Annotated in this window: 22 protein-coding genes; 20 read left to right on the top strand and 2 right to left on the bottom strand. The window is 67.8% G+C overall.

The window, feature by feature from the left end; genetic code table 11:
* Positions 1-81 precede the first annotated feature (81 nt).
* From AC1Q7Q_RS16560 to AC1Q7Q_RS16475, 18 genes are all read left to right on the top strand, one after another.
* Positions 82-786: a 2-hydroxychromene-2-carboxylate isomerase gene (locus AC1Q7Q_RS16560; protein WP_492374272.1), complete on the top strand. Its 705-nt coding sequence runs from the start codon at positions 82-84 to the stop codon at positions 784-786.
* Entirely contained in the window at positions 783-1472 is a 690-nt protein-coding gene (locus AC1Q7Q_RS16555; RefSeq protein ID WP_416050202.1) for an HAD family hydrolase, read from the top strand. Before AC1Q7Q_RS16560 ends, AC1Q7Q_RS16555 begins: the two co-directional genes overlap by 4 nt.
* A complete protein-coding gene (locus tag AC1Q7Q_RS16550; protein ID WP_174428625.1) occupies positions 1469-1894 on the top strand; it encodes a YchJ family metal-binding protein in 426 nt (141 codons plus the stop codon). Before AC1Q7Q_RS16555 ends, AC1Q7Q_RS16550 begins: the two co-directional genes overlap by 4 nt.
* Positions 1891-2580, top strand: a complete 690-nt coding sequence (locus AC1Q7Q_RS16545; protein ID WP_492374273.1) for a glutathione S-transferase family protein — start codon at positions 1891-1893, stop codon at positions 2578-2580. Before AC1Q7Q_RS16550 ends, AC1Q7Q_RS16545 begins: the two co-directional genes overlap by 4 nt.
* Before the next feature lie 63 nt (positions 2581-2643).
* Entirely contained in the window at positions 2644-3546 is a 903-nt protein-coding gene (locus AC1Q7Q_RS16540; RefSeq protein ID WP_492374274.1) for a dienelactone hydrolase family protein, read from the top strand.
* 273 nt (positions 3547-3819) lie between these two features.
* On the top strand, positions 3820-5307 hold the full coding sequence (gene bioA, locus AC1Q7Q_RS16535) for an adenosylmethionine--8-amino-7-oxononanoate transaminase (RefSeq protein WP_492374275.1): 1488 nt from the start codon (positions 3820-3822) through the stop codon (positions 5305-5307).
* Complete coding sequence (gene bioF, locus AC1Q7Q_RS16530; RefSeq protein WP_416050206.1) at positions 5297-6514, top strand: 8-amino-7-oxononanoate synthase; 1218 nt, start codon at positions 5297-5299, stop codon at positions 6512-6514. The genes bioA and bioF overlap by 11 nt, the downstream gene beginning before the upstream one ends.
* Positions 6511-7233, top strand: a complete 723-nt coding sequence (gene bioD / locus AC1Q7Q_RS16525) for a dethiobiotin synthase (RefSeq protein WP_492374276.1) — start codon at positions 6511-6513, stop codon at positions 7231-7233. The genes bioF and bioD overlap by 4 nt, the downstream gene beginning before the upstream one ends.
* A 57-nt stretch (positions 7234-7290) precedes the next feature.
* On the top strand, positions 7291-8337 hold the full coding sequence (gene bioB / locus AC1Q7Q_RS16520; RefSeq protein ID WP_492374277.1) for a biotin synthase BioB: 1047 nt from the start codon (positions 7291-7293) through the stop codon (positions 8335-8337).
* A 97-nt stretch (positions 8338-8434) separates the two neighbouring features.
* Entirely contained in the window at positions 8435-10471 is a 2037-nt protein-coding gene (locus AC1Q7Q_RS16515) for an acetyl/propionyl/methylcrotonyl-CoA carboxylase subunit alpha (RefSeq protein ID WP_492374278.1), read from the top strand.
* A 95-nt stretch (positions 10472-10566) separates the two neighbouring features.
* On the top strand, positions 10567-11508 hold the full coding sequence (locus AC1Q7Q_RS16510; RefSeq protein ID WP_492374279.1) for a 2-hydroxyacid dehydrogenase: 942 nt from the start codon (positions 10567-10569) through the stop codon (positions 11506-11508).
* Positions 11509-11625: 117 nt separating this feature from the next.
* Positions 11626-12561: a hydroxymethylglutaryl-CoA lyase gene (locus AC1Q7Q_RS16505; protein ID WP_492374280.1), complete on the top strand. Its 936-nt coding sequence runs from the start codon at positions 11626-11628 to the stop codon at positions 12559-12561.
* A 25-nt stretch (positions 12562-12586) separates the two neighbouring features.
* Positions 12587-13126, top strand: a complete 540-nt coding sequence (locus tag AC1Q7Q_RS16500; protein ID WP_492374281.1) for a YbaK/EbsC family protein — start codon at positions 12587-12589, stop codon at positions 13124-13126.
* A 51-nt stretch (positions 13127-13177) separates the two neighbouring features.
* The gene (locus AC1Q7Q_RS16495) at positions 13178-13426 is read left to right on the top strand and encodes a DUF1289 domain-containing protein (protein ID WP_492374282.1); all 249 of its coding nucleotides are present in this window, start codon (positions 13178-13180) and stop codon (positions 13424-13426) included.
* Positions 13427-13459: 33 nt separating this feature from the next.
* Positions 13460-14146, top strand: a complete 687-nt coding sequence (locus tag AC1Q7Q_RS16490) for a 2-hydroxychromene-2-carboxylate isomerase (protein WP_492374283.1) — start codon at positions 13460-13462, stop codon at positions 14144-14146.
* A 19-nt stretch (positions 14147-14165) separates the two neighbouring features.
* A complete protein-coding gene (locus AC1Q7Q_RS16485; RefSeq protein ID WP_492374284.1) occupies positions 14166-15098 on the top strand; it encodes an MBL fold metallo-hydrolase in 933 nt (310 codons plus the stop codon).
* 72 nt (positions 15099-15170) lie between these two features.
* Positions 15171-15767 (top strand): GatB/YqeY domain-containing protein, encoded by a 597-nt coding sequence (locus AC1Q7Q_RS16480; protein WP_492374285.1) that lies wholly within the window; start codon positions 15171-15173, stop codon positions 15765-15767.
* 109 nt (positions 15768-15876) lie between these two features.
* On the top strand, positions 15877-16527 hold the full coding sequence (locus AC1Q7Q_RS16475; protein WP_492374286.1) for a GNAT family N-acetyltransferase: 651 nt from the start codon (positions 15877-15879) through the stop codon (positions 16525-16527).
* Positions 16528-16537: 10 nt separating this feature from the next.
* On the opposite strand, the gene AC1Q7Q_RS16470 is transcribed toward AC1Q7Q_RS16475, so the two are convergent.
* Positions 16538-17275 carry a GntR family transcriptional regulator gene (locus AC1Q7Q_RS16470; RefSeq protein WP_492374287.1) on the bottom strand — a complete coding sequence of 246 codons (738 nt, stop codon included), beginning with the start codon at positions 17273-17275 and terminating at the stop codon, positions 16538-16540.
* A 158-nt stretch (positions 17276-17433) separates the two neighbouring features.
* Between AC1Q7Q_RS16470 and AC1Q7Q_RS16465 the strand changes: the two genes are divergently transcribed.
* Together AC1Q7Q_RS16465 and AC1Q7Q_RS16460 are read left to right on the top strand one after the other, a co-directional pair.
* Entirely contained in the window at positions 17434-18963 is a 1530-nt protein-coding gene (locus AC1Q7Q_RS16465) for an SLC13 family permease (protein WP_492374288.1), read from the top strand.
* A 17-nt stretch (positions 18964-18980) separates the two neighbouring features.
* On the top strand, positions 18981-21389 hold the full coding sequence (locus tag AC1Q7Q_RS16460; RefSeq protein ID WP_492374289.1) for a hypothetical protein: 2409 nt from the start codon (positions 18981-18983) through the stop codon (positions 21387-21389).
* 68 nt (positions 21390-21457) lie between these two features.
* Here the strand turns inward: AC1Q7Q_RS16460 and AC1Q7Q_RS16455 are convergent, their stop codons facing one another.
* Entirely contained in the window at positions 21458-23044 is a 1587-nt protein-coding gene (locus tag AC1Q7Q_RS16455) for an ABC transporter substrate-binding protein (RefSeq protein ID WP_492374290.1), read from the bottom strand.
* Positions 23045-23278: the final 234 nt, after the last annotated feature.

The raw sequence follows: 23278 nt of genomic DNA, 5'->3' as shown, positions 1-23278 counted from the left end.
GCACGGAACCAACCTGTTGGCGCATCATCGAATCACCGAAGCATTGAACCCAAACGGCCAGACGCCAGGAGCCCCCAGACAATGACTGCTGCCATCGATTTCTACTTCGATTTTTCCTCGCCCTACGGCTACTTCGCCAGCACGCGCATCGACGAGCTGGCGCAGAAGTACGGGCGCATCGTCGCCTGGCATCCGATCCTGCTCGGCGTGGTGTTCAAGACCACTGGCAGCTCGCCGCTGCCGCAGGTGCCGCTCAAGGGCGACTATTCCTGGCGCGATTTCGAGCGCACCGCGCGCTTCCACAATATCGAGTACAAGCGTCCGACGCACTTCCCGCTGCCCACCACGCAGGCCGCGCGCGCCGTGCTGTGGCTGCAGAACCATCACGGCGACGATATCGCCACCGCGTTTGCCAAGTCGGTCTATCACGCCCTGTTCGTGGATGACATCAACATCGCCGAGCCGGCCGAACTGGTGAAGCTGGCCGAGCCGCTCGGCATCGACGCGCATGCCATGGATGCCGGCGCGAGCAGCTTCCAGATCAAGGACCAGCTCAAGGCCGAGATCGACGTGGCCATGGCCAAGGGCGTGTTCGGCTCGCCCTTTGTGATCATCGACGGCGAGCCGTTCTGGGGCTTCGACCGCTTCGACCAGATCGAAGCACACCTCAAGAGCAAGCGCCCGATGGCGCTGCGTGCCGTGCCGGGCATGGACAGCAATGCAAGCCATACCGAAAACAGCGCAGATAACAGCACAGACAGCAGCAAGGAAAAGAAACCCGCATGAATGCCAGCATCAAGCCGATCCGCCATCCCCGTTTCGACTGCGTGATTTTCGATTGCGACGGCGTGCTCGTCGACAGCGAGCCCATCGTCAACCGCGTGCTCAACGAGATGCTCAACGAGCTTGGCATCCGCATCTCGATCGAGGAATCCACCAAGTGGTTTCTCGGCCGCGCGGTGCGCGAAGAGCTCGACAACATCGCCAGCCGGCGTGGCGCGCCGCTGCCGGAAAACTGGCTGTCGGAATGGTTCGTGCGTCGCAACGCGGTCCTTGAGGCGGAAGTGCAGGCGGTGCCGCATGTGCGTGAGGCGGTGCGCGCGATCGTCGCGACTGGCTTGCCGGTCTGCGTGGCCTCGGGCGCGGATCGCATCAAGGTCAAGCTGCAACTGACGCGCACCGGCCTGGTGGAGCTGTTCCAGCAGGACGAGCGCGAGCATATCTTCTCGTCGACCGAGGTCGAGCGCAGCAAGCCGGCGCCCGACGTGTACCTGCTGGCGGCGCGCACCATGGATGTGGAGCCGGCGCGCTGCGTGGTGATCGAGGATAGTCCGACGGGCGTGACCGCAGGCGTTGCCGCGGGCATGACGGTGCTCGGCTACGCTGCGCGCAACGCGGCGCAATCGCTGCTGGCAGCCGGCGCAGTCACTACCTTCACCGATATGCGCGAGCTGCCGGGGCTGATCGGATGAAGGCGCGCGCGTCCGGCGCCGGCACTGGCGGCTGCCCATGCGGCGGGGGCGACTACGCCACCTGCTGCGGGCGCTTTCATCGCGGCGAGGCGCTGCCGTTCAACGCAGAGCAATTGATGCGCTCGCGCTATAGCGCCTATGTGCTGGGCGACGTGGACTGGCTGCGCCATACCTGGCATCCATCTACCTGCCCGGACGATCTTGCCGCGGACACGGACACGCGCTGGCTCGGGCTCGCGGTCAAGGCGCATGCGCAGCAGGACGAGACGCATGCCCAGGTGGAGTTCGTGGCGCGCTACAAGGTGGGCGGGCGCGCCTGGCGGCTGCACGAGCGCAGCCGCTTTGTACGCGAGCCGCGCAGCGCCGGCGAGGCGCCGCGCTGGCTTTATGTCGATGGCGAAATGCTGGGGGAGACACCATGACGGAATCGATGGCTGCTGCTGCTGCGCGGGACACGGAGTACCTGCTGTATGGCTTCGCACAATCCGGCAACACCTACAAGGTGGCATTGCTGCTGGAAACCGTCGGCGTGCAGCGTGGCCGCACGCTGTGGACGCCGCGCTTCGTCGACTACTTCAACGGCGAGACGCATGCGCCCGAGTACCGTGCCATCAACGAAATGGGCGAGGCGCCGGTGCTGGAGTTCGATGGACAGCGGTTGTCGCAATCGGGCGCCATCCTGGACCTGCTCGCGCAGCGCCTCGACGCCTACGGCCCTGCCAGCGAGGCCGAACGCTCCGAGGTCTTGCGCTGGCTGCTGTTCGACAACCACAAGTTCACGTCGTACACCGCAACCTACCGCTTCCTGCGCACCTTCACCAAGGCACCGAACCCGGCGGTGCTGCAGTTCCTGAGGCAGCGCTGCGAGGGCGCGTGGAACGTGCTCAACACGCATTTGTCCGGGCGAGCCTACGTGCTGGGCGAGCGCCCGACCATCGCGGATTTCTCGCTGGCCGGCTACGTGTTCTACGACGACGAGATCGGCGTGCACTGGCGCAAGGAGTATCCGCAACTCCACGCCTGGACCGAGCGGTTGCGTGCGCTGCCGGGCTGGCGTCATCCGTACGACCTGCTGCCGGGGCATCCGTTGCCCAAGCGCACGGCCTGAGGCGGCGGGCAGCAGGCAAGCGGCGCTTCGCGCGGCAGGGGCAAACCAAGGAGCAGGCAAATCATGAGGTGGATGCAACGACTGGCCCTGGCCCTGCTGCTGACCCTGCCATTCGCCGGGGCGATGGCGCGGGCGCCATCCGCGAATCAGGCCACGCAGGCACCAGAGGCGATCACCGCCATCATCCCCGGATCGTCTGAGCAGGTCGCCATGGTTCCCAAGCCCGGCGTCATGTTCTCGCTGGAGCTGGAAACCACTATCTTCAAGCCACCCGGCGACGGCCCGTTTCCGCTGGTCGTGATCAATCACGGCAAGGCGCTGGGCAAGCCAGCCTTCCAGTCGCGCGCACGCTACCTCGCGCAGAGCGCGGAATTCGTCAAGCGCGGCTACGTTGTGGCGCTGCCGATGCGCCAGGGCTTTTCCAAATCCGGCGGCGCCTATATCGGCGGCGGCTGCAATGTCGAGAGCAACGGCCTGGTGCAGGCCGAAGACGTGGTGGCCACACTCGAATACATGATCAAGCAGCCCTATGTGGACAAATCGCACATCGTCGTGATCGGCCAGTCGCATGGCGGGCTGACCACCATGGCATTCAGCACCATCGCCTATCCGGGCGTGCTGGGCGTGATCAATTTTGCCGGCGGACTGCGCGATGAATCCTGCAGTCGCTGGGAATTCAACCTGGTGGACGCATTCGGCGACTACGGCAAAAAGGCGCGCTATCCCTCGCTGTGGCTGTACGGCGATAACGACAGCTACTGGCCGCAGCCCCTGCCGGCAAAATTCTTCGAGGCCTATACCGCGCAGGCGCATGGCCCTGCCGCTAACGCCCGCATGGTGGACTACGGCACATTCGCGGGCGACTCCCATACGCTGTTCGGCGCCCGCGCGGGCGTGCCGATCTGGCTGCCGGAGGTCGAGCGGTTCTTCAAGGAGATCGGGCTTTCGTTCGATCCGCAGCCATGATGCGTGATTATTTTCGATAGACGGATGGAATCGCGCGCCGCATCCGGCTGCGCAGGGTGGAGATAGGCGCACGCAAGTGTCGGGATACGAGGCGGTTAGGTACTTCTTCGTGCTTTGTCGTTCAACGTGTCGTCAACGTGTAAATCCGGCGCTGTTTGCCAATTCACCAGGTAGCTCCCTACCATGACTCTCCCCAACCCGCACGCAAGTGCCGCCACGCCAGGCTTCGCCGGCCTGGGCCGGCCAGCGCGCGGTCAACAAAGGAGGGTTTCCTTGGAAGACCAGTCCAATTCCGCGTCCCTGGCGCCGAGCGCGCATCTTGCCCAGCCCACGCTGGGCGAGCGCAGCTTGCGCGCGGTATGGCATCCGTGCACGCCGCTGCGGCCCGATGCCGGCGAGCCGCCGCTCGCCATCGCCCGCGGCGAGGGCCCCTGGCTGCACGACACCGACGGCCAGCGCTATTTCGACGCCACCAGCTCTTGGTGGGTCAATCTGTTTGGCCACGCCAACCCGGACATCAACGCCGCGCTGCGCGAGCAGCTCGATACGCTCGAGCACGTGATGCTGGCCGGCTGCACGCATGCGCCGGCGGTGGAGCTTGCCGAGCGCTTGTCGGCGCTGACCGGCGGCGCGCTCGGTCATGCGTTCTATGCCAGCGACGGCGCGTCCGCCGTGGAGATTGCGCTGAAGATGAGCTTCCACTACTGGCGCAACACCGGCCTGGGCGGCAAGCGCGAATTCGTCTGCCTGCGCCACGGCTACCACGGCGAGACCGTGGGCGCGCTGGCGGTGACCGATGTGGCGATCTTCCGCGATGCCTACGATCCGATGCTGATGAGCTCGCACGTGGTCATGTCGCCGGATGCGCGCCAGGCCGCGCCGGGCGAGAGCGCCGCGCAGGTTGCGCAGCGCGCGCTGGATGCGCTGGAGGCGCTGCTGCAGGCGCGCGGCGGCCAGATTGCAGCGCTCATCATCGAGCCGCTGGTGCAGTGCGCCGCAGGCATGGCCATGCATGATCCGCTCTACCTGGAAGGCGTGCGCGCGCTGTGCGACCGCTACCGCGTGCATTTGATCGCCGACGAGATTGCGGTGGGGTGCGGGCGTACCGGCACCTTTTTCGCGTGGGAGCAGGCACGCGGCGCGGCCGAGCCCGGCGCACCGCTGCCGGCGCACCTGTGGCCGGATTTCCTGTGCTTGTCCAAAGGCATCAGCGGCGGCTACCTGCCGCTCTCGCTGGTGCTGTCGCGCAGCGCGATCCAGCAGGCCTTCGTGGCCGAGGCGCGCGACCCGGACCGCGCCCGCAGCTTCCTGCACTCGCATTCCTATACCGGCAACCCGCTGGCCTGCCGCGCCGCGCTGGCCACGCTCGACCTGTTCGCCAAGCAAGACGTGGTGGCGCAGAACCGCCAGCGCGCGCAGTGGCTCACGCAGGCCATGGCAGGGCTGGCGGCGGATGCCCGGCTGCATCACGTACGCCAGCGCGGCCTGATCTGGGCCGCCGATGTGCGCGAAGAATACGCGGCCGACGCGGGCGAGTTCGCCGCGCGCTTCCATCATGCCGCGCGCAAGCACGGCGTGCTGATCCGGCCGATCGGCCGCACGCTTTACATCATGCCCCCGTACGTGTTCGACGCGGCGCTTGCGCAATGGCTGGCAGGCCAGCTGCAAGCCACGCTCGACACGGTACTCGCCGGCATGGACCAGAACAACAGCGCTGGCAACGGTACCGGCGCACCCACGGAGATACGCGATGCTGCTTGAGCACTTGACCCTGGCCGCCGCCGAGCGCGACGAAAAGGCACTGACGCGGCGCCGCCGCACCGCGTACTCCGCCTGTGCGCCGCAGCAAGCCGTGAGCGATGCCTGCGGCGGCGAGATGCACTCGTTGCTGACGTTCTGCAGCAACGACTACCTGGGCCTGGCCAACCATCCCGCGCTGATCGCGGCCATGGCCGAGGGCGCGCGCCAGTTCGGCGCGGGCAGCGGGGCCTCCCACCTGGTGAGCGGCCATTCGCTGGCCCACCACCGGCTCGAAGGGGAACTGGCGGCGTGGTTCGCGCCGAACATTCCGCACGCGGCCGCGCTCTACTTCAGCACCGGCTATATGGCCAACATGGCGGTGCTGACCGCGCTAGGCAGCGCCGATGCCACGCTCTTCTGCGAAGCGCTCAACCATGCCTCGCTGATCGACGGCGCGCGCCTGGCGCGGGCCGAGGTCCGCCGCTACGCGCATCGCAACGTGGCCGAGCTCGAAGGCTTGCTGGCCGCCAGCACCAGCCCGCTCAAGCTGATCGTCACCGACAGCGTGTTCAGCATGGACGGCGACTTTGCGCCGCTGGCCGAGCTGCTGACGCTGGCCGAGCGGCACGATGCCTGGATCATCCTGGATGACGCACATGGCTTCGGCGTGCTGGGCGAGCAAGGCCACGGCGTGCTGGAGCACCTCGCGCTGACGTCGCCGCGCTTTATCTATATCGGCACGCTGGGCAAGGCCGCCGGCGTGGCGGGCGCGTTCGTGGCCGCGCACGAGACCATCATCGATCATCTCGTCAACACCGCGCGGCAGTACATCTACACCACGGCCTCGCCGCCGGCGGTGGCGCACGCCCTGTCCGCCAGCCTGGCGTTGATCGCCGGCGACGAAGGGCGGCAACGCCGCGCGCAGCTGGATAAGCTGATCCATACGCTGCGCAGCGGCCTGGCCGGCCTGACGCGGGCGGCTGGCTGGCGCCTGGGTGAGAGCTCGACGGCGATCCAGCCGGTGATCGTGGGCGACAACGTGGCGGCGCTGGCACTGTCCGCGGCGCTGGAGGCCGACGGCATCCGCGTCGGCGCGATCCGCCCGCCCACCGTGCCCGTTGGTACCGCGCGCCTGCGCATCACGCTGTCGGCCTCGCATACCGTGGCCGATGTCGAGCGCCTGCTGGCCAGCCTGGCCAGCGTGGTGCCGCGCAAGGAGGCGTCATGATCGCCTGCTTTGTCACGGGTACCGACACCGGCATCGGCAAGACGCACGCTAGCGCCACCTTGCTGCACGCGCTGCGCGCCGCCGGCCACCTGGCCGTTGGCATGAAGCCAGTGGCCAGCGGCAGCGAATGGCGCAACGACCATTGGCACAACGATGACGTGGCGCAACTGCGCGCCGCCAGCGCGGTGACCGTTGCGCAGGCGCAGACGTGCCCGTTTTTGCTGCGCACGCCGGCTTCGCCGCACCTGGCCGCCGCCATCGAGGGCACGCGCATCACGCGCGAGCCGATCCGCGCCGCGTTTGCCGCGCTGCAGGCGCGGGCCGGCGCGGTGGTGGTGGAGGGCGTCGGTGGCTTTTGCGTGCCACTGGACGGCGCGCCGCGCGACCAAGGCGGCTGGGACACGGCCGACCTTGCCGTGATGCTCGGCCTGCCGGTGGTGCTGGTGGTCGGCATCCGCCTGGGCTGCATCAGCCATGCGCTGCTTACCGCCGAAGCCGTGCGCGCGCGCGGCTTGCACCTGGCCGGCTGGATCGCCAACCGCATCGATCCCGGCATGCAGCTCGCCGACGAGAACATCGACACGCTGCGCACGGCGCTAGGCGCGCCCTGGCTCGGCACGCTGCCGTGGCAGGTCGCGCCGGCCGAAGCCGCCAGCCAGCTCGCGCTGGCGCCGCTGCTTGCCGCTTGCCATGCCGCAGGCGATGGTGTCGCCGCCTGAGCGCGCACCGGACCAAGACTGAAAACACTGAACGAATTACCGGAACAGATCGCAAACATGACCGCAACCACCCACGCCGGCGAAACCGTCGCCACCATTTCCGCCGACACCCTGCGCCAGACCGCCCGCCGCTTTACCGAGCCCGCGCCCGCCACCAAGCCGGGCGACTGGACCGTCGCCGAGGTCGCCGCGCTGTACGCGCTGCCGTTCAACGATCTGCTGTTCCGCGCCCAGCAGGTGCACCGCGAGCATTTCGATGCCAACGCCGTGCAGCTCTCGACGCTGCTGTCGATCAAGACCGGCGGCTGCGAAGAGGATTGCGGCTATTGCCCGCAGAGCGCGCACCACGATGCCGGCGTCACCGCGGGCAAGCTGATGGCGCTCGACGAAGTGCTGGAAGCCGCGCGCGCCGCCAAGGCCAGCGGCGCTGGCCGCTTCTGCATGGGCGCCGCCTGGCGCAGCCCGAAGGAGCGCCACCTTGAGCCGGTCATCGAGATGGTGAAAGAGGTCAAGGCCATGGGCCTGGAGACCTGCGTCACGCTAGGCATGCTGGAAGCCGAGCAGGCGCAGCGCCTGAAGGACGCGGGACTGGACTACTACAACCACAACCTCGATACCTCGCCCGAGTTCTACGGCGAGATCATCGGCACGCGCACCTACCAGGACCGCCTGGACACCATCGGCCATGTGCGCGAGGCCGGTATCAACGTGTGCTGCGGCGGCATCGTCGGCATGGGCGAATCGCGCGAGGCGCGCGCCGGGCTGATCGCGCAGCTCGCCAACCTCGACCCGTATCCCGAGTCGGTGCCCATCAACAACCTGGTGGCGGTCAAGGGCACGCCGCTGGCCGACACCGCGCCGATCGACCCGTTCGAGTTCGTGCGCACCATCGCGGTGGCGCGCATCACCATGCCCAGCGCCATGGTGCGCCTGTCCGCCGGCCGCGAGACCATGGACGACGCGCTGCAGGCCCTGTGCTTCATGGCCGGCGCCAATTCCATCTTCTACGGCGACCGCCTGCTGACCACCGCCAACCCCCAGGCCGATCGCGATCGCGCGCTGCTGGCACGGCTGGATATCCGCACCGAGGGCTACGCAGGGTAAGCTGGCGGCAATGGCGGCGGCCAAGGGCCCATGGTCAATGGCCGCCGTCCCCGCAACCACACTGGCTGCGGGCAGAGGTTCATCAGGGGAGGGCGCCATGTTCAACAAGATCCTGATCGCCAATCGCGGCGAAATCGCCTGCCGCGTGGCAGCCACCTGCCGCCGCCTGGGCATCCGCACGGTAGCCGTCTACTCCGACGCCGACGCCAACGCGCGCCACGTGGCGCTGTGCGACGAGGCCGTGCATATCGGCGGCGCGGCAGCGCGCGACAGCTACCTGCGCGGCGACCACATCATCGAGATGGCCAAGGCCACCGGCGCGCAGGCCATCCATCCGGGCTACGGTTTCCTCTCCGAGAACGACGGCTTCGCAGAAGCTTGCGCCGAAGCCGGCCTCGTCTTTATCGGCCCGCCGGCATCCAGCATCCGCGCCATGGGCAGCAAGAGCGCGGCCAAGCGCCTGATGGAGGCGGCCGCGGTGCCGCTCGTGCCCGGCTACCACGGCGAGGATCAGGATGCCGCCCTGCTGCGCCGCGAGGCCGACCGCATCGGCTACCCCGTGCTGCTCAAGGCCAGCGCCGGCGGCGGCGGCAAGGGCATGCGCGTGGTGGAAGCCAGCGACGGCTTCGAAGCCGCGCTGGCGTCCGTGCAGCGCGAGGCCAGCGCCAGCTTCGGCGACGACCGCGTGCTGGTCGAGAAATACCTGACCCGCCCCCGCCATATCGAGATCCAGGTCTTTGCCGACACGCACGGCAACTGCGTCTACCTGTTCGAGCGCGACTGCTCCGTGCAGCGCCGCCACCAGAAGGTGCTGGAGGAAGCGCCGGCCCCTGGCATGAGCGAGGAACGCCGGCGCGCCATGGGCGAAGCCGCTGTTGCCGCCGCGCAGGCCGTGGGCTACGTCGGCGCTGGCACGGTGGAATTCATCGCCAACCAGGACGGCTCGTTCTACTTCATGGAGATGAACACCCGCCTGCAGGTAGAGCACCCGGTCACCGAGATGATCACCGGGCAGGACCTGGTGGAATGGCAACTGCGCGTAGCCGCGGGCGAGCCGCTGCCGCTGAAGCAGGAACAACTGCGCATCCACGGCCATGCACTGGAAGCCCGCGTCTACGCCGAAAACCCCGACAAGGGCTTCCTGCCCTCCACCGGCACGCTGCGCTACCTGCGCACACCGGCAGCGGTCACGTTCGCGCTGGGCCAGGACGGCAACGGCCCGGCTGGCGTGCGCATCGACTCCGGCGTGCGCGAGGGCGACACCATCAGCCCGTACTATGACCCCATGATCGCCAAGCTGATCGTGTGGGGCCACGACCGCGAGGAGGCATTGGCGCGCATGGCGCAGGCGCTGGCCGAATACCGTGTGGTGGGCCTGTCCACCAATGTGGCTTTCCTGCGGCGGCTGGTGACGTCGCAGGCGTTCCGCACGGCGGACCTCGACACCGGCCTGATCGAGCGCAGCCAGGCGGCGTTGTTCCCGCCGCCCGCGCCGGTCGGCATGGAAGTGATCGCGCTGGCCGTAGCGGCGTTGCTGGATGCGCAAGCCCGCGCGCGCCGCGTGGACCCGGCCGACGCGCATTCGCCCTGGCAGCATGCGGGCGCATGGCGGTTGAATGGCGGGGAGCGGCGCGCCCTGCGCTTCTCGGTGGGTGGCCTGGCGGGCAGCCACATCGCCGACGTGACGCTCGCCACCGATGCGCGCGGCAGTACGCTGTTCTTCGCCGACCAGGCCGCGCCCTTCCGGGCGCAGTGCGCGGCGGACGATATCCGTGTCGATCTCGGCACGCGGCGCGCCCGTGGGCAGGTCCACGCGGAAGGTGATACCTTCCATGTATTCAGCGGCCACCGTCATGTGGCCCTCACCTGGATCGACCCGCTCGCGCATGCTGCCGAGGGCGAAGGCGAGGGCGGCAAGCTCACCGCGCCCATGCCCGGCAAGGTCATCGCGGTCATGGTCCAGGCCGGCAGCCGGGTTGCGCGCGGCGCGCCGTTGCTGGTGATGGAGGCCATGAAGATGGAGCACACCATCAGTGCGCCGGCCGACGGCGTGGTGGGCGAGGTGCTGTATGGCGTGGGCGAGCAGGTCGGCGAAGGCGCGCAATTGCTGTCCTTCGAAGCCGGCAACGGCTGAGCCGCCCCTTCAGGCGGTGCCCGCTGCAAGAAAACCGCAGGCCACGCCTATCCTCTGCGAAAATAGAAGAGAAAGAAGACCAGAGTGGAGATGAGATGAAGTTGCAGTTGTATGTACCGGACGGCCGTTACCAGCCCTGGATCGACGGCTTTGCCGAGGCCCTGCCCGAAGCGCAATGCCTGACCTGGGAAGACAGCAAGAACGAGCAGGTCGACTACGCCGTGGTGTGGCGCCCGCCGCTCGAGATGCTGCGCGGGCGTACCGACCTGAAAGCCGTGTTCAACCTGGGCGCCGGCGTGGACGGCATCTTGAGCCTGCGCGACACCGACCCGGACGCGCTGCCGGCCGGCGTGCCCATCGTGCGCCTGGACGATGCCGGCATGGCCGCGCAGATGATCGACTACGTGACGCACGCGGTACTGCGTTATTTCCGCCGCCTGGACGAGTACGCGCTGGCCCAGCAGGCCGGCACCTGGCGCTTTCTCAAGCCGCATCGCCGCGCCGATTTCACCGTGGGCGTGATGGGCGTGGGCACGCTCGGCGCGCAGATCGCGCAGGCGCTGGCCGGCTTCGGGTTCCCGGTGCGCGGCTGGAGCCGCACGGCGCGCGATATCGAAGGCGTGCAGGGCTTTGCCGGCGAGGCTGGCCAGGCGCCGTTCCTGGATGGCCTGCGCGTGCTGGTCAACGTGCTGCCGCTCACGCCGGAAACCGAGAACATCCTGGATGCCGGGCTGCTGGGCAAGCTCGCCAAGGGGGCCTACCTGGTCAACGTGGCGCGCGGCCCGCACCTGGTTGAGCAAGACCTGCTGGCCGCCGTGCAGTCGGGACAGATTGCCGGCGCCACGCTCGACGTGTTCCGCACTGAGCCGCTGCCCGCCGAGCATCCGTTCTGGGCCGAGCCGCGCATCACCATCACGCCGCATATCGCGGCACTGACGCTGCGCGAAGACAGCGTCGCCCAGATCGCGGCCAAGATCCGCGCGCTGGGCGCGGGCCAGCCGATCGCCGGCGTGGTCGACCTGCAACGCGGCTATTGAGCAAGCCGGGCGCCGGGGCGGAGCGTTTGCGCCGGGAGCCCGAGCACAATGTCCGCACATTAGTTAAATCGCGCACGCTCCGACGCGTGCGCAGCAACCAGACAGCGAGGAGACATCGTGACCCTGCCCCACTATGTAAAAGTCGTAGAAGTTGGCCCGCGCGACGGCCTGCAAAACGAGAAGGCGATGGTGCCGACCGAGGTCAAGGTCGACCTGATCAACCGTCTCAGCGACGCCGGCTTCGTCAATATCGAGGCCGCCTCCTTCGTCTCGCCCAAATGGGTGCCACAGATGGCCGATGGCGCCGAGGTGATGGCGCGCATCCAGCGCCGGCCGGGCACGCTGTACTCCGTGCTCACGCCCAATATGAAGGGCTTCGAAGGCGCGGTGGCCGCGTCGGCGGACGAGGTCGTGATCTTCGGCGCCGCCAGCGAGGCGTTCTCGCAAAAGAACATCAACTGCTCCATCGCCGAATCCATCGAGCGCTTCGCGCCTGTCGCCGCCGCCGCCAAGGAAAAAGGCCTGCGCCTGCGCGCCAGCATCTCCTGCGCGCTGGGCTGCCCCTACCAGGGCGAGGTGCCGGTGCACGCGGTGGTGGACGTGGTGCGCCGCATGCGCGATCTCGGCTGCGACGAGATCGACATCGCCGACACCATCGGCGTGGGTACGCCGGGCCGGGTGCAGGAGGTGATGCACGCGGTCGCCGCCGAATTCCCCATCGACCGGCTCTCCGGCCATTTCCACGATACCTACGGCCAGGCGCTGTCCAATATCCTGGCCAGCCTGCAGGTCGGCATCTCGATCTTCCACGCCTCGGTGGCAGGACTCGGCGGCTGTCCTTACGCCAAGGGCGCCACCGGCAATGTGGCCACCGAAGACGTGCTGTACATGCTGCACGGCATGGGCATCCACACCGGGGTGGACCTGGAGCAGGTGGTGCGCGCGGGCGATTTCATCTCGCAGTCGATCGGCCGCGCCAACAGCTCGCGCGTGGGACGCGCGCTGCTGACCAAGTGGGGCGCCGCCGCGGACGCCGCGCCTGCCTGCGTATAAGGCCTTTCATCCGAACCCTATCGACATGAACGCTCACTCTCCCGACAACGCCAACGCCAACGCCAACGCCAACGACACCGCCGCGCTGCCCGAAGCGGCGCAGCGCGTGGCCGGCCTGCTGGCCGGCCTTGGCCACGACAAGCCCGTGGTCATGCTGCCCGCCACCGGCAAGACCTCGGCCGAGGCAGCGGCCGGCCTCGGCTGTTCGGTGGCCGAGATCGCCAAGTCCATCATCTTTCGCCGCGTCGCCGACGACGCGCCGGTGCTGGTGATCGCCAGCGGCAGCAACCGCGTCGACGAAGCCAAGGTCGCCGCCGTGGTGGGCCCGCTCGGCAAGGCCGACGCCAGGTTCGTGCGCGAGAAGACGGGCTACGCCATTGGCGGCGTCTGCCCGATCGGCCACGCGGTGGCGCCCGTCATGCTGCTCGACAGCGACCTGTTCCGCTACGACAGCCTGTGGGCGGCCGCCGGCCATCCGCACGCCGTGTTCAACCTCACGCCCCAGGATCTGCAGCGCATGACCGGGGCCGAGGTGGCCGACGTGGCGCAGCGCCAATCGGCATGAAGCCGCTGCTTGCACGCGTCATGCGCGGCACCCGGGGCGAGGGCTGAGGCGATGTCGCAAGCCACCCGCCTCGTTACCGAGCTCACGCGCGGCGCGCAAGCCGCCCAGCGCGCGCAGCCCGTGCCGTCGCCGTGCCGCAACGTGTGCCGCATGGACGCCGCGAGCGGCTATTGCGAAGGCTGCCTGCGCACCATCGACGAGATCGCCGCATGGTCCGGCAGCGACGAGGCCGGGCGGCGCAGGATCTGGCTGCTGCTGCCGCAGCGCGCCGCGGCGTTGGCCGCAAGAGCGGCGCCATGATGCATCGCACCCACAACACAGCGTGACCCGGCCATGACAACCGCCATCGACTGGTACTTCGACCCGATCTCGCCGTTCGCCTACCTGGCGTTCGAGCGCTTGCCCCGGGCCTTGCCAGCCGATGTCTCGGTGCGCTACGTGCCGCTGCTGTTTGCCGGGCTGCTGCGCCATTGGGGCAACGTCGGCCCGGCGGAGATCGCGCCCAAGCGCCGCTTTACCTTCGAGCACGTTACCTGGATCGCGCACCGCGACGGCACGCCGCTCGCCATGCCCGCCGTGCACCCGTTCAATCCGCTGCCCTTGCTGCGCCTGGCGGTCGTGCTGGAGCTCGAAGGCCGGCTCTCGCACGCCACGCTGGCACCGGTTTTCCGCTTCGTCTGGCAGCAAGGCCACGTGCCCCAGCAGCAGGCCGAGTTCGACGCGCTATGCGGTGCGCTGGGCGTACCTACCGCTGCGCTGGCGCAAGATGCGGTCAAGGCGCGCCTGCGGGAAAACGGGGACGAAGCGCTGGCGCGCGGCGTGTTCGGCGTACCTACCGCTGCGCTGCAGGGGGATGCCGAGGGGCAGTTGTTCTGGGGCCTGGATGCGCTCGACATGCTCACCGCGCGGCTTGCCCAGGATCCTTTCTTTGCCTCGGACGCATTCCGTGCCGCCGCCGCATTGCCGGTTGGCGCGGGGCGAGTCGATGCACCGCCACCTCCCACGCCGCGCGCTGACTAGCTGATTTGCCGACACCCCAATGCCAACCACTTTCACGCCTCCAAACCTGCCCGGCACCATGCGCGTTTTCGAGCGCGGCTGGCTATCCGCCAACAACATCCTGTTTGTCGATGGCGACGACACCGCGCTGGTCGATTCCGGCTACGTCACGCATGCGCCACAGACGCTGGCGCTGGTCGAGGCCGGCCTTGGCGGGCGGGCGCTGCGGCGCCTGGTGAACACGCACCTGCACTCCGACCACTGCGGCGGCAACGCCACGCTGCAGCGCCGCTGGCAACCGCGCACGCTGATCCCCGCCGCGGAGGCCGAGGCGGTGCGCGCGTGGGACGTGGACGCCCTCAGCTACCGCGCCACCGGTCAGCAGTGCGACCGCTTCACCTTCGATGACGTGGTGCAGGACGGCGACACCTTGCGCCTGGGCGGGCTCGACTGGCAGGTGGTAGGCGCGCCCGGCCACGATCCCCATGCCGTGATGCTGTTCGCCCCGCAAGAAGGCATCCTGATCTCCGGCGATGCGCTGTGGGAGAACGGCTTTGGCGTGATCTTCCCGGAACTCGACGGTGAGAGCGGCTTCGCCGAGCAGGCGGCCGTGCTGGCGCGCATCGCCACGCTGGATGTGCGCGTGGTGATTCCCGGCCACGGGCGGCCCTTCACAAACGTAGCGGCCGCGCTTGACGTTGCTGATGGGCGGCTGGCTTACCTCAGCGCCGATGCCGGGCGTAATGCCACGCATGCCATCAAGGTGCTGGTGAAGTTCAAGCTGCTTGAGCAGCAGCGCATGCGACGCGACGCGCTGCTGGCGTGGATGGCGCAGGCGCCGCTGATGCAGCGCATCCATGCGCGCTTCATGCCCGCGCAGGACATGGCGGCCATCCTTGAGCGGATCCTGGCGTCGCTGGCCGCCGCCGGCGCGCTGGCGGAGGAAGGCGGCGAGGTGTACAACCGGGATTGAGCGGTAACGCTGGTAATGCGGGCGCCACCATGCCCTGGCGCCAGTCCCTGACCCTTTGCGAGGAAACCGTCCATGCCTGCCTTTCCCGTCGCACTGCTTCACCCCCTGGTCGCGCATCTCTGCGCCTCGACGATCCACGCGCACGGCGCCGACCTCGAGATAGAACTGGCGCCATTCGTGCTCGGCGGCGCGCCGGTGCGCACGGCGATCCGGCTCGACGGCATGGACCTGCCCACCTACAGCCTTGAACAACTGGCGGGCACGCGCCTTGTCTTCCCGCTCAACCCGGAGCCCGGCTACATCGACGGCTCGCTCTACCTCGACGGCCGCCATCATGCGGTCGACATCCGCGAGCTGCGCTTTGGCGAGATCGACCCGCAAGGCTTGCCTGTGATGATCGAGGGCTGCATTCATTTCGACGACGGCGCCCGCTTCGACGACACGGCACTGAGCCTGGCCGCCCGCATCGCCCGTCCGCTGTCCGACGCGGAGATCGACGCGCTGATCGACCGCGCCGCCGCCGATGCCGGCGCTGGCTCGATCCGGCAGTCCGGCAAGGTGATGGCCGCGCTGAGCCGCCACCCGAGCCTGCGCCATGCCGACATGGCGCTGCTGCATGCGCGCGTGCAGGCCAGGCTGCTGATTGGCGAAGCCATGAGGCCGAGATGAGGCGGCCTGGCCATGACGCTCGCCGCACTGGCATGCAGGCCGGGCGCGTCATGCCCCACGATGCGCACGCCGGCAAGTTCCCGCGCTGACCGAGTCCCAAGGACGCACCATGCAAGCCCTTCACGGCCAAGGCTTCCTCCTTCGCCCCTTCCGCTATCCCGACGTGCCCCAGTTCGTGGCCGCCGTGCACGAATCACTCGAGACCGTGGGCAAATGGCTGCCGTGGTGCCACGCGGGCTATAGCGTGCGCGATGCCGAGAACTGGGTCGACCTGTGCACGCAGAGCATGGCCATCGGCGAGGCCTACGACATCGGCGTATTCGCCCCGGACGGCAGGGAGCTGTATGGCGGCGTCTCCATCAACCAGATCAACCGCGACTACAACTTCGGCAACCTCGGCTACTGGATCCGCCAGACCCGGCAGCGGCAGGGATTGGGCGCGCGCGCGGCAGAGCTGATGGCGTGCTATGCCTTTCACCGCCTCGGGCTGACGCGCCTGGAAGTGGTCGCCGCCGAGCACAACATGGTCAGCCGCGCCGTGGCGCAGAAGATCGGCGCGCAGTTCGAATGCATCGCCCGCAACCGGCTGGTGCTGCACGGCGTGCCGTGCTCGGCGGCGATGTACTCGCTGGTGCCGCCGTGGTACGGCAATGCCGGCGCGTCCAGGGACAAGGACAAGGACAAGGACAAGGACAAGGACAAGGACAAGGACAAGGACAAGGACAAGGGCAAGGATCAAGACAAGGGGGAGGTGAGATGAAAGGAGCCACTCACGCCGGCACCCGCACGCCGCCCGCGCTATTGAGCGCGAACTCATACCGCTCCGACCGTATGGAAAACAGCGTGTGCTCGCAAACCGTGCCATCCGCTGTGAACGACGTGCGTTCCAGTTCCAGCAGCGGATGCGTGCGCGAGGTCTGCAGCACGGCCGCCAGGTGCTGGCCCGCCGAGCGCGCGCGGATGACGAGGTCAGCCCGGTCGACCGGCATGCCCAGCAACTGGCCGATCAAGGTGTAGGACGGATTGCGCTCGGCATCTTCCCAGCCGGGCGTGGCATCGCAGGCAATGTGGGTCTCGGCGAGCGCAATCGGCTCGCCATCGAGACGATGCAGGCGCTGCAAGGCGATGCAGTGGCCGAGCGCGGCGGGAAAGATACCGCGCAGCCGGGCCGGCACGGCGATCCGCTCCAGCGCGACCAGTTGCATCTCTGGCGCGTGTCCCTGCAGCACCAGCGAATCGTAGAAGCCGCGCAGCGTATCCAGGCCATGGCGCAGCCGCTTGTCGACCACGAAGGTGCCTTTGCCTTGCTTGCGCTCGACCAGGCCAGCATCAACCAGCCGCGTGATCGCGAGGCGCACCGTGACCCGGCTCACCCCGAAACGCTCGCCCAGCTCGGCCTCGGAAGGTAGCTTTCCAGACGGGTCGAAGCGCCGCTTCTGGATTTCTTCGCGCAACAAATCTGCGATCTGCTCGTATAGTGAAATGGCGTTCTCACGCGCAACACTCATGTAAAACCCTGTTGTATCAAAGGCTTGTGAAAAACAGCATAACAATATGCCAATGCCTTCGTTGGACATCTTGTATTAAAACGTATTATTGCCTTCCAAGGCCGGACTGACCAGTGCGGCGTCTTACGTGCGTATCGGGAAACCGCCAAGGAGCCGCAGTGAACTCTCCCCTCAACCCGTCATCGGCGCATTCGCGCGCCGGTTGGCAAGCATACCTGCACAAGCCGCCGGCCTGGTTCCGGCCGGGTCCATTGCGCAAAGCGCAGCTGGGCTTCGTGGCCGCGTGGATCGCCTTTTTCGCCATCCTGTTCGTGCTCCCGCAGCCGGAGGGCTTGCCGCCCGCGGGCCGCGCCACGCTGGCGGTGGTGGCCTGGGCGAGCCTGGTCTGGATGAGCGAGGCCGTGCCGGTCGGCGTGAGCGGCATGCTGATCCCCGCCTTGCTGGTGCTGGCGCATGCGGTGACGCCGTTCTCCAAGGCGGCCAGCGGCTTTGCCACGCCCGTGGTGTTCCTGTGCCTGGCAGCGTTCATCTTCTCGGCCATCATGCAGGCGGCCGGGCTGGACCGGCGGATCGCCTTGTTCCTGCTCGACAAGCTGAAGACGCGTACCGCCAATGGCGTGATCTGGGTGATGTTCGTGGTCAACTTCGTGCTGGGCTTTCTCGTGCCGGCGGCCAATGCGCGCGCGGCTACGTTGCTGCCGGTCGTCAACGGCATCGTGGGCCTGTTTGGCGACTCGCCGCGTGAGCGCAGCGCGAAGAAGGCCATCGTGATTCAGTCGCTGGTGTATGGCTCGATGATCAGCGGCATGTGCATTCTCACCGCGCACCTGCCCAATATGGTGATCGTCGGCCTGCTGCAGAAGAACCTCGGCCTGCACATCTCCTATCTCGACTGGTTCAAGCTGCAATGGCCGTACCTGGGCATGTTCGTGCTGACCCAGTTGTGGGTGCAGTCCTACTTCAAGTCGCGCGCGGTCCGGCTGCCTGGCGGCCAGGCGGCGATTGCCGCCGAGCGTGCCGCGTTGCCGCCGGCAGGTGTGCAATCCAAAACGATCCTGGCGGTGTTTGCCGTGGTGGCCGTGCTGTGGGCGACCGAGTCGTGGCATGGCCTGCCTTCCGAAATCGTGGCCTTGCTCGGGCTGGCCGCGCTGTTCGTGCCCGGGTTGACGGGGCTGGGCTGGAGGGACATCCAGGCCCGCACGATCTGGGGCACGTTCTTCTTGCTGGCCGGCGCGCTGAGCCTGTCCTCCGCGATTGGCGAGACCGGCCTGGCGCCGTGGGTGGCCGACTGGCTGTACCGCTTCGCGGCGGGCCATCCGTGGTGGCTGGCGTTGCTGATCGTCATGCTCGGCACGCACGTGGCGCGCCTGGCCATGCTGTCCAACGTGGCCGCCGTGACGATGATCGCGCCGATCATGCTGGCGCTAGCACCCAAGCTCGGGCTGCATCCCGCCGCGTTCACCTTGCTGGTGTGCGACAGCGACAGCTTTGCCTACATCTTGCCCACGCAGATCACCGCGGCCGTGGTGGCCTATAGCAGCGGCACCTTCACCACGGCGGACTATGCCCGCGTGGGCGTGGTGTCGGTGCTGATCGGCATTGCCTACGGCCTGCTGGTCATGGCGCCCTGGTATGCCTACCTGGGCATCCCGGTGTGGGATGCCAGCGCGCCGTGGCCATTTCATTGACATCGGAGTTCCCCCCAATGACCGACAAGACAACACTGGCCGCGCGTTACGCCGCGCTGCGCGAGCGCCTGGGCACGCATCACGCGCCCGCCGGCCTGTACGAGCAGAACAAGGCGCTGCCGTTCGCCGGCCGGGTGAGCTGCTCCGTGAGCCGGCTGGAAGCGGGCGAATGGGCCGAGATCATCGTCGACTACGAGGTCGGTGCCTCCGGCGTGGCGGATGGCGCGTGGCTCAAGGCGACGTTCAAGTTCTACTCCGACTGGGCGCTGTTCCAGACCACCGACCCGGGCGGCGCCAATTACATCAGCGCCGAGTACCAGGCCGCGCCGCTTGTGCCTGGCCAGAGCCCCGCGAGCGTGCAATCGCTCAACGTGCGCTTCGAGCAGAAGGGGCATGAGCGCCCGTTCCAGAAAGCGATCATCGTCGATGTGGTCGATGGTTACCTGAATGCCGGCGATCACATCCTGATCCGCCTTGGCGACCGGCGCCGCGGCGGGCCCGGCACGCGCGTGCAGACCTTTATCGAAGACAGCTTTCGCTTCCGGCTCTATGTGGATCCGCTAGGCACTTCGCGCTTCGTGGCGGTGCCGGGCGATGCGGTGATCGATATCCACGCCGGGCAGCCGGCGCAGGTCCTGCTGCAGGCGCCGCGCTTTGCCCGGCCGGGCACGCCGTTGCCGCTCAGGGCTTCGCTGATGGACAGATGGGGCAATATCTGCGCTGCGGCAGGCGGCTCGATACGCCTTGCCGCGTGGCAAGGCATTGAGCTTGTCCACCAGCGCGATTATCCCGTGCCCCAGGCGGGCTGGGCATCGGTGGGCATCGACGACCTGCCCGCCAGCGCCGGCACGCTGCGCCTGGAAGCTTCCCTGACGGATGCGCCCCGCGTTGCCAAGGGCTCGGCGTGGCTGACGGTCTTCGACGCAGCCGATGCGCCGCGCGCCTTCTACGCCGACTTGCATGTGCATGCGCACGACACGGTCGGCACCAATAGCCCGGCCTACAACGTGGCCTATGCGCGCGACGTGGGCGGCATCGATGTGTTCGGCTACACCGTCAACGATTTCCAGATCACCGATGCCAACTGGCAGCTTGGGCTGGAAGCCGTGGGAACCTTCAACGAGCCCGGCCGCTTTGTCGCTTACCCGGTGCAGGAGTGGTGCGGCAGCTCCACGGCGGGCGGGGATCACAACGTCGTGTTCCTTGGCGACGGCACGCCGGATTTTCCCTACAACGCCCGCGGCCAACACAATCGTACGCTGGTCTGGAACGAGGACATGAAGGGCACCGCGGCCGAGCTGGGGCGCTGGCCAGTCGAGGAGCTATGGGACGCCTATGTCGGCGCGCCCGAGCAGCACCTGATCATGCCGCACGTGGGCGGGCGGCGCTACATCCCGGACTGGCATCATCCCGAGCTCGAGCGGCTGGTGGAGATCGCTTCCAGCTGGGGGCATTTCGACTGGCTGTACCGCGATGTGATGGCGCGCGGCTACCAGCTGGGCGTGGCAGCCAGCGGCGACGAGCACCGTGGCCGCCCTGGCGGCGGCCCGCCCGGCGTGCAGGTGTTCGGCGTGCGCGGCGGGCTGACCGGCGTGCTGGCCGAGCGGCTGGACCGGCAGGCGATCGGCCGCGCACTGCGCGCGCGCCACACCTGGGCCAGCACCGGCGAGCACACGGCGCTGCTGGTGCGCTGCGGCGACTTCGTGCAGGGCGACGCATTCTCGCTGCCGGCCTCGCATCGCGGCCCGGCCCGGCTCGACTATCGCTTCCTCGGCCAGACCGGCTGGGAGTACCTGGCGGCCTATGATCACAATGGCTTGATCTGGGAGCGCAACCTGCATCGGGAGGCGGGCTTCTCCGAGCGCCTGATCCGCGTGCGCTGGGGCGGCGCGCGGATCCGTGACCGCTATCGCTGGGCCGCCTGGCAAGGCCGCATCCGCATTCTCAATGGCACGATCAACCGCTTCGGCGGGCACGGCTTCGAGCATCAGGAAGAAGCCTGCTGGCGCGAAGGCGCGACCGACATCGGTTTTCGCAGCGATACCTATGGCGATGCGGACAGCGTGGAAATCGACGTGAGCAACCTCGCTGCCGCGTGCATCGTGATCGAAGGGCACATCGACAGCTTCATCAAGGTGGGAGATCCGCTGCAGCGCAACCCCTTCGCCCATGCGCCGGATTTTCGCTGGGAGGTCAGCGGCGCCGAACTGCTCGCCAATGACGGTCTGCGGCTGGAGCTGGGCGGCACGGAACTGTTTATCGCGCTGGAGCGGCTCACCGACAAGGCATTGCCGGTGGACGTGAGCGGCGTGGTCGACGTCGAGCCGGTGAACGGGCCCCATGGCCACCGCCCGGTGTACTTCCATGGCCGGGAACGAGACGACGGCAAGGTGTGGTCGTCGGCTCAGTTCATCACCTTCGCGTGAGGCATGGCGCGCGGCGATGGCGTGACCGGCGCGCTGGCGCGCCGGTCATCGAGGTGACGGGCTAACGCTCAGGAGCCTTTGGTGATGGCGAATGCGTAGGTACGCTCATCCTGGCGCGGCACCACCTTGTACCCCTTCTTCGCCGCCCATGCGTTGATCTGGAAATACAGCGGGATCACACCGTAATCCTTGATCCCGATCTCGGTCGCGTCCTGCAGCAACTTCTCGCGCGCGCGATCGTCGATGGTGGTCAGCGCCGTGGCCAGCTTGGCATCCAGCGCCGGATTGCTATAGCGGCCGCGATTGGATGCGCCCCAGCCCTTGGCCGGATCGTAGGTGGCCAGCAGCGACTTCAGCGACGAGCCAGCCTCGCCCGTGTCCGCGCCCCAGCCGGCGAGCATGAAGGAGAACTCCAGCTTGTTGGCGCGCGTGAAGAAGGTGGCGGACGGCATGGCTTCAACCCGGGTCTGGATGCCGACGCGCGCGAGCATGGAGGCAATCGCCTGCGCGACTTGTTCGTCGTTGACGTAGCGGTTGTTGGGCGCGTGCAGCGTGAGCGCGAAGCCGTCGGGATAGCCCGCGTCCGCCAGCAGCTTCTTGGCGCCTGCGGCGTCGAAGGTGTCAGGCTTGAGGCTCGGCACATGGCCGAACAACGTGGAGTTCACGAGCTGCCCGGTGGGCTCGGCGGCGCCTTCCATCACGCGGTCGACGATGGCCTGGCGCGAGATGGCGTGCGAGATGGCGGCGCGCACGCGCGCATCCTTGAGCGGGTTCCTGGCGAGCGGCTTGCCGGCCTTGTCGGTGACGAAGGGGGTGACGTCGCGGTTGCTGTCCAGGTGCAGGTACATCATGCGGAAGGTCGGCACCTTGAACACGCTCACGCCGGGATCGGCGGAGAGCTTGCGGATATCCGAGGTGGGCACGTTCTCGATGACCTGCACGTCGCCGGCGAGCAGCGCGGCCACGCGCGGCGCGTCGTTGGTGAGGATGCGCAGCGATACGGTGTCCCACTCCGGCTTGTTGCCCCAGTAGCTGTCGTTGCGCGTCAGCTCGATGCGGTCGCCCTTGCGGAAGCTGACGAACTTGTACGGGCCGGTGCCGACCATCGCGCGGCCGCTGTTGAAGTCGTCGCCGCTGGCGTTCTCCGCGACCTTCTTCGACAGCATGTAGATGGTGGAGAGGTCATTGGGCACCAGCGGATAAGGGCCGTGGGTGGTGATGCGCACGGTCAGCTTGTCGACCGCGGTGATGTCCTTGAAGCCCTTGGTGTAGATGGTGTACGGCGACGGGCTGTTCTTGACCGTGGCGGGGCGGTTCAGCGAGTAGACCACGTCGGCCGAGGTGAACTCGCTGCCGTCGTGGAACTTCACGCCGGGGCGCAGCTTGATTTCCCAGGTGGTGTCGTCGACCGGCTTCCACGAGAGCGCCAGCGCGGGCTTGAAGCGCATCTTCTCGTCCTTGGCGATCAGGGCCTCGAACATATGCTCGGCCACGTTCGCGTTGGGCGTGACGTTGTGATAGTGCGGGTCCAGCGAGGTGATGTCCCCCGACATGCCGATGGTGAGGCTGGCAGCAACAGCGGTTGGGGAGAGTGCGGCGCAGGCGAGGCTTGTGGCAAGTGCTGCGGCGCCAAGGGCGCGGCGGATGATCGTCATCGATGGGTCCCTGGTAGGCAAGATGCTGTGCAGGCATTGTCAGGAGATGCAGACATCCATGTCAAGGCGGGCAGACCCGCAGCGCCGGATGCACCGGGGTGAGGCGGCCGCGCACAGCGAGCGTGCGGTTTTGCGCAGTGCTTGCCCTGCCGCGTGGCACAAACTTCCGATTGCCCAACTCTCAAATGTCAACTGTCAGGCCGCAAATCGGCGCAACTGTGCCTGTGCGGCCTG

The organism is Cupriavidus sp. GW823-FHT07A04 (assembly GCF_058794615.1).
Note: the sequence above shows the minus strand (reverse complement) of the source record. Positions and strands in the feature narration are given on the sequence as shown.

Excerpts from the sequence above, each read along its gene's own strand:
- AC1Q7Q_RS16560 (WP_492374272.1), top strand. The coding sequence starts at position 82 with ATGACTGCTGCCATCGATTTCTACTTCGATTTTTCCTCGCCCTACGGC.
- AC1Q7Q_RS16555 (WP_416050202.1), top strand. The coding sequence starts at position 783 with ATGAATGCCAGCATCAAGCCGATCCGCCATCCCCGTTTCGACTGCGTG.
- AC1Q7Q_RS16550 (WP_174428625.1), top strand. The coding sequence starts at position 1,469 with ATGAAGGCGCGCGCGTCCGGCGCCGGCACTGGCGGCTGCCCATGCGGC.
- AC1Q7Q_RS16545 (WP_492374273.1), top strand. The coding sequence starts at position 1,891 with ATGACGGAATCGATGGCTGCTGCTGCTGCGCGGGACACGGAGTACCTG.
- AC1Q7Q_RS16540 (WP_492374274.1), top strand. The coding sequence starts at position 2,644 with ATGAGGTGGATGCAACGACTGGCCCTGGCCCTGCTGCTGACCCTGCCA.
- bioF (WP_416050206.1), top strand. The coding sequence starts at position 5,297 with ATGCTGCTTGAGCACTTGACCCTGGCCGCCGCCGAGCGCGACGAAAAG.
- bioD (WP_492374276.1), top strand. The coding sequence starts at position 6,511 with ATGATCGCCTGCTTTGTCACGGGTACCGACACCGGCATCGGCAAGACG.
- bioB (WP_492374277.1), top strand. The coding sequence starts at position 7,291 with ATGACCGCAACCACCCACGCCGGCGAAACCGTCGCCACCATTTCCGCC.
- AC1Q7Q_RS16515 (WP_492374278.1), top strand. The coding sequence starts at position 8,435 with ATGTTCAACAAGATCCTGATCGCCAATCGCGGCGAAATCGCCTGCCGC.
- AC1Q7Q_RS16510 (WP_492374279.1), top strand. The coding sequence starts at position 10,567 with ATGAAGTTGCAGTTGTATGTACCGGACGGCCGTTACCAGCCCTGGATC.
- AC1Q7Q_RS16500 (WP_492374281.1), top strand. The coding sequence starts at position 12,587 with ATGAACGCTCACTCTCCCGACAACGCCAACGCCAACGCCAACGCCAAC.
- AC1Q7Q_RS16495 (WP_492374282.1), top strand. The coding sequence starts at position 13,178 with ATGTCGCAAGCCACCCGCCTCGTTACCGAGCTCACGCGCGGCGCGCAA.
- AC1Q7Q_RS16490 (WP_492374283.1), top strand. The coding sequence starts at position 13,460 with ATGACAACCGCCATCGACTGGTACTTCGACCCGATCTCGCCGTTCGCC.
- AC1Q7Q_RS16485 (WP_492374284.1), top strand. The coding sequence starts at position 14,166 with ATGCCAACCACTTTCACGCCTCCAAACCTGCCCGGCACCATGCGCGTT.
- AC1Q7Q_RS16480 (WP_492374285.1), top strand. The coding sequence starts at position 15,171 with ATGCCTGCCTTTCCCGTCGCACTGCTTCACCCCCTGGTCGCGCATCTC.
- AC1Q7Q_RS16475 (WP_492374286.1), top strand. The coding sequence starts at position 15,877 with ATGCAAGCCCTTCACGGCCAAGGCTTCCTCCTTCGCCCCTTCCGCTAT.
- AC1Q7Q_RS16470 (WP_492374287.1), bottom strand. The coding sequence starts at position 17,275 with ATGAGTGTTGCGCGTGAGAACGCCATTTCACTATACGAGCAGATCGCA.
- AC1Q7Q_RS16460 (WP_492374289.1), top strand. The coding sequence starts at position 18,981 with ATGACCGACAAGACAACACTGGCCGCGCGTTACGCCGCGCTGCGCGAG.
- AC1Q7Q_RS16455 (WP_492374290.1), bottom strand. The coding sequence starts at position 23,044 with ATGACGATCATCCGCCGCGCCCTTGGCGCCGCAGCACTTGCCACAAGC.